The organism is uncultured Dialister sp. (assembly GCF_900541605.1).
In the GTDB taxonomy this organism is placed as follows: domain Bacteria; phylum Bacillota; class Negativicutes; order Veillonellales; family Dialisteraceae; genus Dialister.
The window spans coordinates 1-7,576 of the sequence record NZ_UQKJ01000092.1 but is presented as its reverse complement, the minus strand read 5'-3'; the positions used below and the strand labels follow the sequence as shown (position 1 = coordinate 7,576).

At 54.5% G+C, this 7,576-nt stretch carries 9 protein-coding genes; all 9 read left to right on the top strand.

Going from position 1 to position 7,576, the window contains the following annotated elements; translation table 11 throughout:
* Positions 1-370: 370 nt before the first annotated feature.
* From QZR21_RS06900 to QZR21_RS06860, 9 genes are read left to right on the top strand one after another with little or no spacing between them, the layout of a single operon-like run.
* Positions 371-862: a YajQ family cyclic di-GMP-binding protein gene (locus QZR21_RS06900; protein WP_296099585.1), complete on the top strand. Its 492-nt coding sequence runs from the start codon at positions 371-373 to the stop codon at positions 860-862.
* A gap of 13 nt (positions 863-875) precedes the next feature.
* Positions 876-1,991: a cobalt-precorrin-5B (C(1))-methyltransferase CbiD gene (cbiD, locus tag QZR21_RS06895; RefSeq protein ID WP_296099601.1), complete on the top strand. Its 1,116-nt coding sequence runs from the start codon at positions 876-878 to the stop codon at positions 1,989-1,991.
* Positions 1,976-2,602, top strand: coding sequence for a precorrin-6y C5,15-methyltransferase (decarboxylating) subunit CbiE (gene cbiE / locus QZR21_RS06890; protein WP_296099588.1), 627 nt, complete (start codon positions 1,976-1,978; stop codon positions 2,600-2,602). Before cbiD ends, cbiE begins: the two co-directional genes overlap by 16 nt.
* Positions 2,602-3,171, top strand: a complete 570-nt coding sequence (gene cbiT, locus QZR21_RS06885; RefSeq protein WP_296099590.1) for a precorrin-6Y C5,15-methyltransferase (decarboxylating) subunit CbiT — start codon at positions 2,602-2,604, stop codon at positions 3,169-3,171. Before cbiE ends, cbiT begins: the two co-directional genes overlap by 1 nt.
* An 11-nt stretch (positions 3,172-3,182) precedes the next feature.
* Positions 3,183-3,959 (top strand): precorrin-4 C(11)-methyltransferase, encoded by a 777-nt coding sequence (cobM, locus tag QZR21_RS06880; RefSeq protein ID WP_296099604.1) that lies wholly within the window; start codon positions 3,183-3,185, stop codon positions 3,957-3,959.
* A complete protein-coding gene (locus tag QZR21_RS06875) occupies positions 3,956-5,050 on the top strand; it encodes a cobalt-precorrin 5A hydrolase (RefSeq protein WP_296974554.1) in 1,095 nt (364 codons plus the stop codon). The genes cobM and QZR21_RS06875 overlap by 4 nt, the downstream gene beginning before the upstream one ends.
* Positions 5,047-5,736 (top strand): precorrin-3B C(17)-methyltransferase, encoded by a 690-nt coding sequence (gene cobJ / locus QZR21_RS06870; RefSeq protein WP_296099595.1) that lies wholly within the window; start codon positions 5,047-5,049, stop codon positions 5,734-5,736. The genes QZR21_RS06875 and cobJ overlap by 4 nt, the downstream gene beginning before the upstream one ends.
* Positions 5,733-6,551 (top strand): precorrin-6A reductase, encoded by an 819-nt coding sequence (gene cobK, locus QZR21_RS06865; protein ID WP_296099597.1) that lies wholly within the window; start codon positions 5,733-5,735, stop codon positions 6,549-6,551. Before cobJ ends, cobK begins: the two co-directional genes overlap by 4 nt.
* Positions 6,520-7,179, top strand: a complete 660-nt coding sequence (locus QZR21_RS06860; RefSeq protein WP_296099599.1) for a precorrin-8X methylmutase — start codon at positions 6,520-6,522, stop codon at positions 7,177-7,179. The genes cobK and QZR21_RS06860 overlap by 32 nt, the downstream gene beginning before the upstream one ends.
* Positions 7,180-7,576: the final 397 nt, after the last annotated feature.

Below are 7,576 nucleotides of genomic sequence, written 5' to 3'. Positions count from 1 at the left end.
GGGGGAGGGACCCGCCTCGAAGAGGCGGGTTCTGCGAAGCAGATAAAAGGGCTGCGGCAATTCATCCTGCGCCCGGTGCAATGTACCCACAACCCGGCTGGCGGGGGCAGCGATGCCAATCCACCACCGTTAGCCCCATATCCATGGATGGCATACTAAGGAAGCAATGATTCATTCGCAGAGTTAGATTTCATCATAAGGATTTTTATGCACCGCTCTTCCCTTAATCCACCACAATCCAACTTTTTTCCAAAAGGAACTCAAAATTCTCTCATTTTCCCTGCTACATATGGTAAAATGTAATGGTGCAGTTACTTTACTTTTACAGTCTGTGTATTGAAAGATTGACCTGACCAGGCAGGAGGAAACTATGGCAAAAGATTATTCTTTCGATGTGGTATGCCGCACGAATCTGCAGGAAGCTGCCAATGCAGTAAACCAGGCAGCCCGGGAAATCGGGACCCGTTATGATTTCAAGGGAAGTAAGAGTTCCGTTTCTCTGGAAGAGGACCATATTACCCTGATCGGCGATGATGATTTCAAGCTTCGCCTTGTAAGGGATATTTTAAATACGAAGCTGGTCAAGCGGGGCATTTCCCTGAAGAATATCAAAGAGGAAAAGAAGGAACCCGCTGCCGGCGGTACGGTGCGCCAGGTGCTGGAGCTGAAGAACGGGATTTCTTCAGACATGGCCAAGGACATCGTGAAGCGGGTGAAAGCATCTAAGATCAAAGTACAGGCCAAGATCAATGGCGATGAGGTCCGGGTGAGCGGCAAGGATAAGGATGCTCTCCAGGCCTGCATTGCTTTCCTGAAACAGCAGGATCTGGATGCGGACCTGCAGTTTGTAAATTACAGATGAGGAAGTGCATAGATTGAAACCGGAGGAAATGATTGGCAAGGTGCTGAGGGAAGGCCATACCACCGGAGCTACGGCTACGGGGGCCATGAAGGCAGCCATCCTTGCGATTCGAGGGGAATTTCCAAAGGAAGTGACCGTCCTGTCTCCCCAGAGGCAGGAAATTACCATTCCCGTGGAGTCTGCTTCGGCGGAGGGCAATAAAGGCACCGCCACCTGCATCAAGGATGCGGGGGATGACCTGGACTGCACCAATGGAACTCCCATCGTAGTGACGGTGGAACTCACCGATACACCGGGCATGGTGCTGAAAGCCGGTAAGGGCGTAGGTACGGTGACCCGGCCGGGACTCCAGGTGCCGGTGGGAAAGCCCGCCATCAATCCGGGCCCCCAGATCATGATGCGCTATGTCTATGAAGACCTGGTGGGACGGGAGAAGGGCTGTACCGTCACCGTTTCTATCCCGAAGGGAGAAGAACTGGCCAAGCAGACGCTGAATCCCTCCATCGGTGTGAAGGGCGGTATTTCTGTCCTGGGAACCACGGGTATCGTGAAGCCCATGAGTGAAGATGCCTATAAGCGGTCCCTGGCACCCCAGGTGCCGGTGGTCTGGGCATCAGGATTCCGGACGGCCGTGCTCTGCCCTGGCCGTATCGGTGAAAATGCTGCTAAAATCATGGGAATCCCGGAGGGGGCCATCATTGAAACCAGCAATTTCATCGGCTTCATGATGGAGCAGTGCATTGCCCGGGGATTTGATAAGATGCTTCTTATCGGCCACATGGGAAAGCTGGTCAAAGTGGCATCCGGCAGTTTCCACACCTACAACCGGAACAGCGATGGCCGCATGGAGACCATGGCTGCCTATGCTGCCTTGAACGGGGCTTCGCCGGCGGTGGTGAAGGAAATCCTTGACTGCAATACCACCGATGGGGCAGCCATCATTATTCACAGGGAACACCTGGATATGGTCTATGGCCAGATGGCGGAGCGGGCCCAGGTCCGTTCCGAGCGCTATATCTTCGGAAAGTCGAAGGTCGGCGTTATTTTTGCGGCCATGGATGGCACCATCCAGGCCATGTCCAGTCATGCAAAGGAGATTCTGGAAGAGAATAAATGGATCATAAAATAATTGTGGCCGGCATTGGACCGGGGGGAAGGGACTACATCCTTCCAAAGGCTCTTTCGGCTATCGACCATGCCCATTATCTGGTGGGTGGACGGCGGGCCCTGTCCGATTATGCAAAGGACGGCCAGGAAACATATCCCATTACCGGGAAGCTTTCCCTCCTGGCGGAATGGCTGGAAAAGGCTATCCAAAAGGAGGATGTAGTAGTCATGGTGAGCGGAGACCCCGGATTTTACAGTCTCCTGCCCTGGCTGAAGAAGAAGTTTCCTTCCGCTCCTGTGGAAGTGATACCGGGGATTTCCTCGGTGCAGGCTGCATTCTGTCTCATCGGCGAGGCCTGGCAGGGAGGCTCCTGGCTTTCCTTCCATGGCAGGATTCCTGACGAGAAGGATACGGCCTATGTGAAAGGGAGAAAGCTGGCATTTCTGACGGATCATGAACACAATCCCGCCTACATTGCCGGCTATCTTATAGACCATGGCTGGCCCTCTTCTACAAAGGCGGCAGCCTGTGAGCATATTTCCTATGAGAACCAGCATGTATCGGAGTCCACTCTGGAAGACATGCGGGGACTCGAAGGTTTTGGTGAATCAGTAATGGTGGTGATAGGTTAATGAAATTTGGTATCAGAGACGAGGAGTTTATTCGGGGAAAGGTACCGATGACAAAGGCAGAAATCCGCGCCATGGTTATGGTGCAGGCTGACATTCAGCCGGGAGATACGGTGGCCGACATCGGTGCAGGTACGGGATCTATTTCCATTGAAGCCGCCCTGGCTGCTTCGAAGGGGGACGTGTATTCCATTGAACGAAATCCGGAGGGCATTCAGCTTATTGAGGAAAATGCTGAAAAGTTCGGGTGTTCCAATATCCATCCTGTGAAAGGGGTGGCACCGGAAGCCATGGACGGCCTTCCGCCGCTGGATGTGATCATCATCGGCGGTTCCAGCGGTAATATGCATGAAATACTGAACCGGGCCGAAGCGCTGCTCTCCAAGGGAGGACGCATCGTACTGACGGCGGTCACCGCAGAAACCACCGGCGAAATCGTGAAGGAATTTGAAGGCCGGCCATTCCGGCTGGAAGGGTTCCAGATGCAGATCAACAGACTCCGGAAACTGGGGCATTATCATCTGTATAATCCCCTGAGCCCGGTATTTATATTTACAGCTGAAAAAATTTGAGGAGGATTATGATGGGGAAACTTTATTTCATCGGCGCCGGTCCTGGAGATCCGGAACTGATTACTGTGAAAGGGCAGCGAATCATCGGGGAAGCGGATGTAATTATCTACGCCGGCTCCCTGGTGAATCCGGAAATCCTGAAGTATGGCAAAGAGAACGTTGAAATCTACAACAGCGCCACCATGAACCTGGATGAAGTGCTGGCCGTGGAAATCGAGGCGCTGAAGGCAGGAAAGCTGGTGGCCCGTGTCCACACGGGGGATCCCGCTATTTATGGGGCTATCCAGGAACAGATGGATGGCCTTCGGGCTGCCGGCATTCCGGATGAGGACTTTGAAGTGGTTCCCGGGGTAAGCTCGTTTCTGGCTACCGCCGCAGCGCTGAAGCAGGAATATACGCTGCCCGGTATTTCCCAGACCGTCATCATTACCCGTATGGAAGGCCGTACGCCGGTGCCGGCAAAGGAGAAACTTTCCCTTCTGGCAGCCCATCAGGCCACCATGTGCATTTTCCTCTCTGTCCATGCCATTGAAAAGGTCATGGCAACCCTGAAAGAAGGGGGCTATCCGGGGGATACACCGGTGGCCATCGTGGCAAGAGCCACCTGGCCGGACCAGCGGATTTTCCGGGGGACCATCGATACCATTGCGGATATCCTCCACAAGGCCGGCGTGGTGCGGCAGGCCATGATCGTTGTGGGCAAAGTGCTGGATACGGACTATGACCTGTCCAAGCTCTATGACAGCAAATTTACCACCATGTTCCGTAAAGGAACCGATGAAAAATGAAATACGCCGTGATTTCAGTGTCATCAGAAGGAGCCAGGCTTGGCGCCCGGGTACTTGCGGGCATTTCCGGAGAAGGGACGCTGTATGAACGGAAGGGGTCAGAAAGCGGGGAAAAGGCGCAGTACTTCAACCGTACCCTGGCCCTGACTGCCGACATCTTTACGAAGTATGACGGCCTCCTTTTCATCATGGCTTCGGGCATTGCGGTGCGGGCCATCGCGCCCCACGTGGTGAGCAAGGCCTCCGATCCGGCGGTGCTGGTGATGGATGAATGCGGGAAACACTGCATTTCCCTCCTCTCCGGCCATCTGGGCGGCGCCAATGCCTGGTGCCGGGAAGTGGCAGCAGCGGTGGGGGCGGATCCCGTTATCACCACTGCCACCGATGTCCATGAACGGCGGGCGCCGGATGATGTGGCCAGGGAACTCATGATGCGGGTAGAACCGCTGGGGGCCCTGAAACCGGTGAACAGCTTTATCGCTGAAGGAAAGAAAGTGACCTGGTTCCTTGACGAAGAAACCGATGGCGCTTCTTCCATAGGAGAAAGGCTTTCGAAGAAGGGGATTTCCTTCCTTCCACTGACGGCGCTTGATGAAGAGGCCTTCGATGGCTGTGTCATTATTTCCGATAAAAAAATTCACGTGAATAAGCCCTTTGTCTGCCTCCGGCCGAAGAATTTATTCGTCGGCATCGGATGTAAACGGGGGACACCGGAAACTTTGATTTCCGATGCTTTCCATAAGGCCCTTGCCCTGGCAGGAGCCTGTGAATACCAGGTAGCATCCCTGGCCAGCGTAGACGCGAAGGCCGATGAAAAGGGACTTCTGGACTTTGCTTCGCATAACCGCCTTCCCATCCATTTTTACAAGGCTGAGGAGCTGAAACGGGTGACGGAAAAGGTGGATATGCCAATTTCAAAATTTGTAGAGAACACGATAGGAGTGGGAAACGTATGTCAATCAGCAGCGTTAATGGAATCAATGAAGGGAAAAACGCTTCTGCCGAAAACGAAGTTCGTCAGCACGACGGTGTCAATCGCCCTGGGTTTATCCGGGTCATCGGTATCGGACCGGGCCATAGGGAAGAAATGACTCCCCGGGCCATTCAGGGTATGGATGAATCTGATATCATCGTCGGATACAATACTTACATCGCCCTGGTGAAGGACATGATCCGGGGAAAAGAAGTGGTCGGAAATGGCATGCGTCAGGAAGTGGACCGCTGCCAGAAGGCGGTGGACCTGGCTGTGGAAGGCCATCGGGTGGCTGTCATTTCTTCCGGGGATCCCGGAGTCTATGGAATGGCGGGCCTGGTACTGGAACTGCTCCAGAAGGTGCCGAAGGAAAAACGGCCGGAATGCGAAATTATTCCGGGACTCACCGCTGCCAATACCTCTGCGGCTGCCCTTGGTGCTGCTCTCATGCATGACTATGCGGTCATCAGCCTTTCCGATCTCATGACCCCCTGGGACCTCATCAAAAAGAGAGCCCGCCTGGCAGCAGAAGGGGATTTCGTCATCGCCATTTATAATCCCAAGAGCCGGGGCCGGGCTACCTATCTGGACCAGATCCGGGATATTGTACTGGAATTCAGGAAACCGGAGACACCGGTAGGTATCGTCAGGAAAGCAGGACGGCCGGGAATGACTGTCACAATCAGCAATCTGGAAAAACTGCCCCAGGAAGACGTGGACATGCAGTCCACCGTCATCATCGGCAACAGCAATACCTACGTGGCTGATGGGAAAATGATTACACCAAGGGGGTACCGGGTTTGATCTGGATTATATCGGGGACCCAGGATGGCCGGGAAATCGGTGCGGAACTGGCAGACCGGGCCATGACCATGCCGGAAGGACAGCGCCATGACATCCTGATGACCGTGGTGAGCCAGTACGGAAAAGTGCTGGCTGCCCACAAGGGACTGGACATTGAAGTGGGCCGGTTCAGGAAAGAAGACATGGTCCGGGTCATCCGGGAAAAGGGAGTCACCCTGATTCTGGACTGCAGCCATCCCTATGCGGCCATCGTTTCTGAGACCGCCTACGATGCCTGCAAAGAGACCGGTATCGATTACGTCCGCTATGAACGGGCGGAATACCCCCTTCCGGCCTATGACAAGCTGTACCATGCAAAGGATGAATTCGAAGCGGCTGACCTCGCAGGCAAACTGGGAAACAGCATCCTTCTCACCACCGGATCCAAGACCCTTGCCACCTTTGTCCATGCGCCGGCGCTTCAGGGAAAGACCATCTGGGCCAGGGTACTTCCTGTGTCCAATGTCATTAAAATGTGCGAAGACCTGGGCATGAAGGCCAAGAACATCCTGGCCATCCAGGGACCTTTCTCCTATGAAATGAACCTGGCCATGATTAAAGACTACAAAGCGGACGTGATGGTGACAAAGAACAGCGGCCTCATCGGCGGCAGCGATACGAAGCTCAAAGCCGCCATGGATGCCGGCATTTCCGTCATCGTCATCGATAAACCAAAAGCGAAACTGACAGGAGTTCCCGTATTTGACAATACGAAGGATGTCCTGGACTATATGGAGGAACATTATGGATTTCATAAAAAACCCGAGAGCCATTGAAGAAAAGAGTATGGACCTCATCGATCCGTTCATCAGTGATATCGACCTTACCCCGGAAGAAGTGACCGTCTATTCCCGCATGATCCATGCATCGGGGGATGTGGACTACGGCCACCTCATCCGCACCAGCAAGGGCGCCGTAGAAGCAGGCATCAAAGCCCTGGCCGGTGGCTGCAGCATTTACTGCGATGTGAATATGGTCAAAGCGGGCATCAATAAAAGAGCCCTCGCCGCTCTTGGGGGAGACGTATTCTGCCGGGTGGCGGATCCGGAAATTGCAAAGATTGCCAAAGAAAAGAATATCGCCCGTTCCATGGCAGCCATGAATTCCTTCGGCACCGACCTGAACGGCTCCATCATTGCCGTAGGCAATGCGCCGACCGCCCTCTATGAAGCCATGCGGATGGTAGAAGAAGACGGCATCCGTCCGGCCCTCATCATCGGTATTCCGGTAGGCTTTGTGGGCGCTGCCGACTCCAAGGAACAGCTCGTACGCCGGGCTCCCTGCCCCTACATTACCGTTCGCGGAACGAAGGGTGGCAGCTCCATTGTCGCATCCTGCGTGAACGCTCTCATGTACAATCTCGTAAAGCGGGACAACATGCTCTACGTCCAGGGAAAGAAATAATAAAGAAATAAAGAAGCAGCCTCCCGGTGGGGGCTGTTTTTTGCTGCCCCGGTGGGGCCGGAGGTCCAGTGCCACAACGAGTGGATGGAGGTCTGGCTGTCAGACGATAGAAGATAGATGGAAGACGATAGATTCGGTCTGGCCCTGCGGGCCAGGGGTCCAGTGGCTGAACGACGTGCGCGGTGGGGGCTTTTAGAAGAACCGGTCTGCCTGCGGCGCTGGGCTGGCTGAGTAACGTGCATACGTGCAGGGCCTTGAGCCTTTAGCCTTGTGCCTTGAGCTGTACAGGCCCTGCGGGCCGGACCCATCAGCTTCCATCTATCGTCTATCTTCTATCGTCTCTGCGGCGGAGCCGCTATTGTGTTTCAAAAGGCGGCGCTTCCCAATCTGTGCGCCG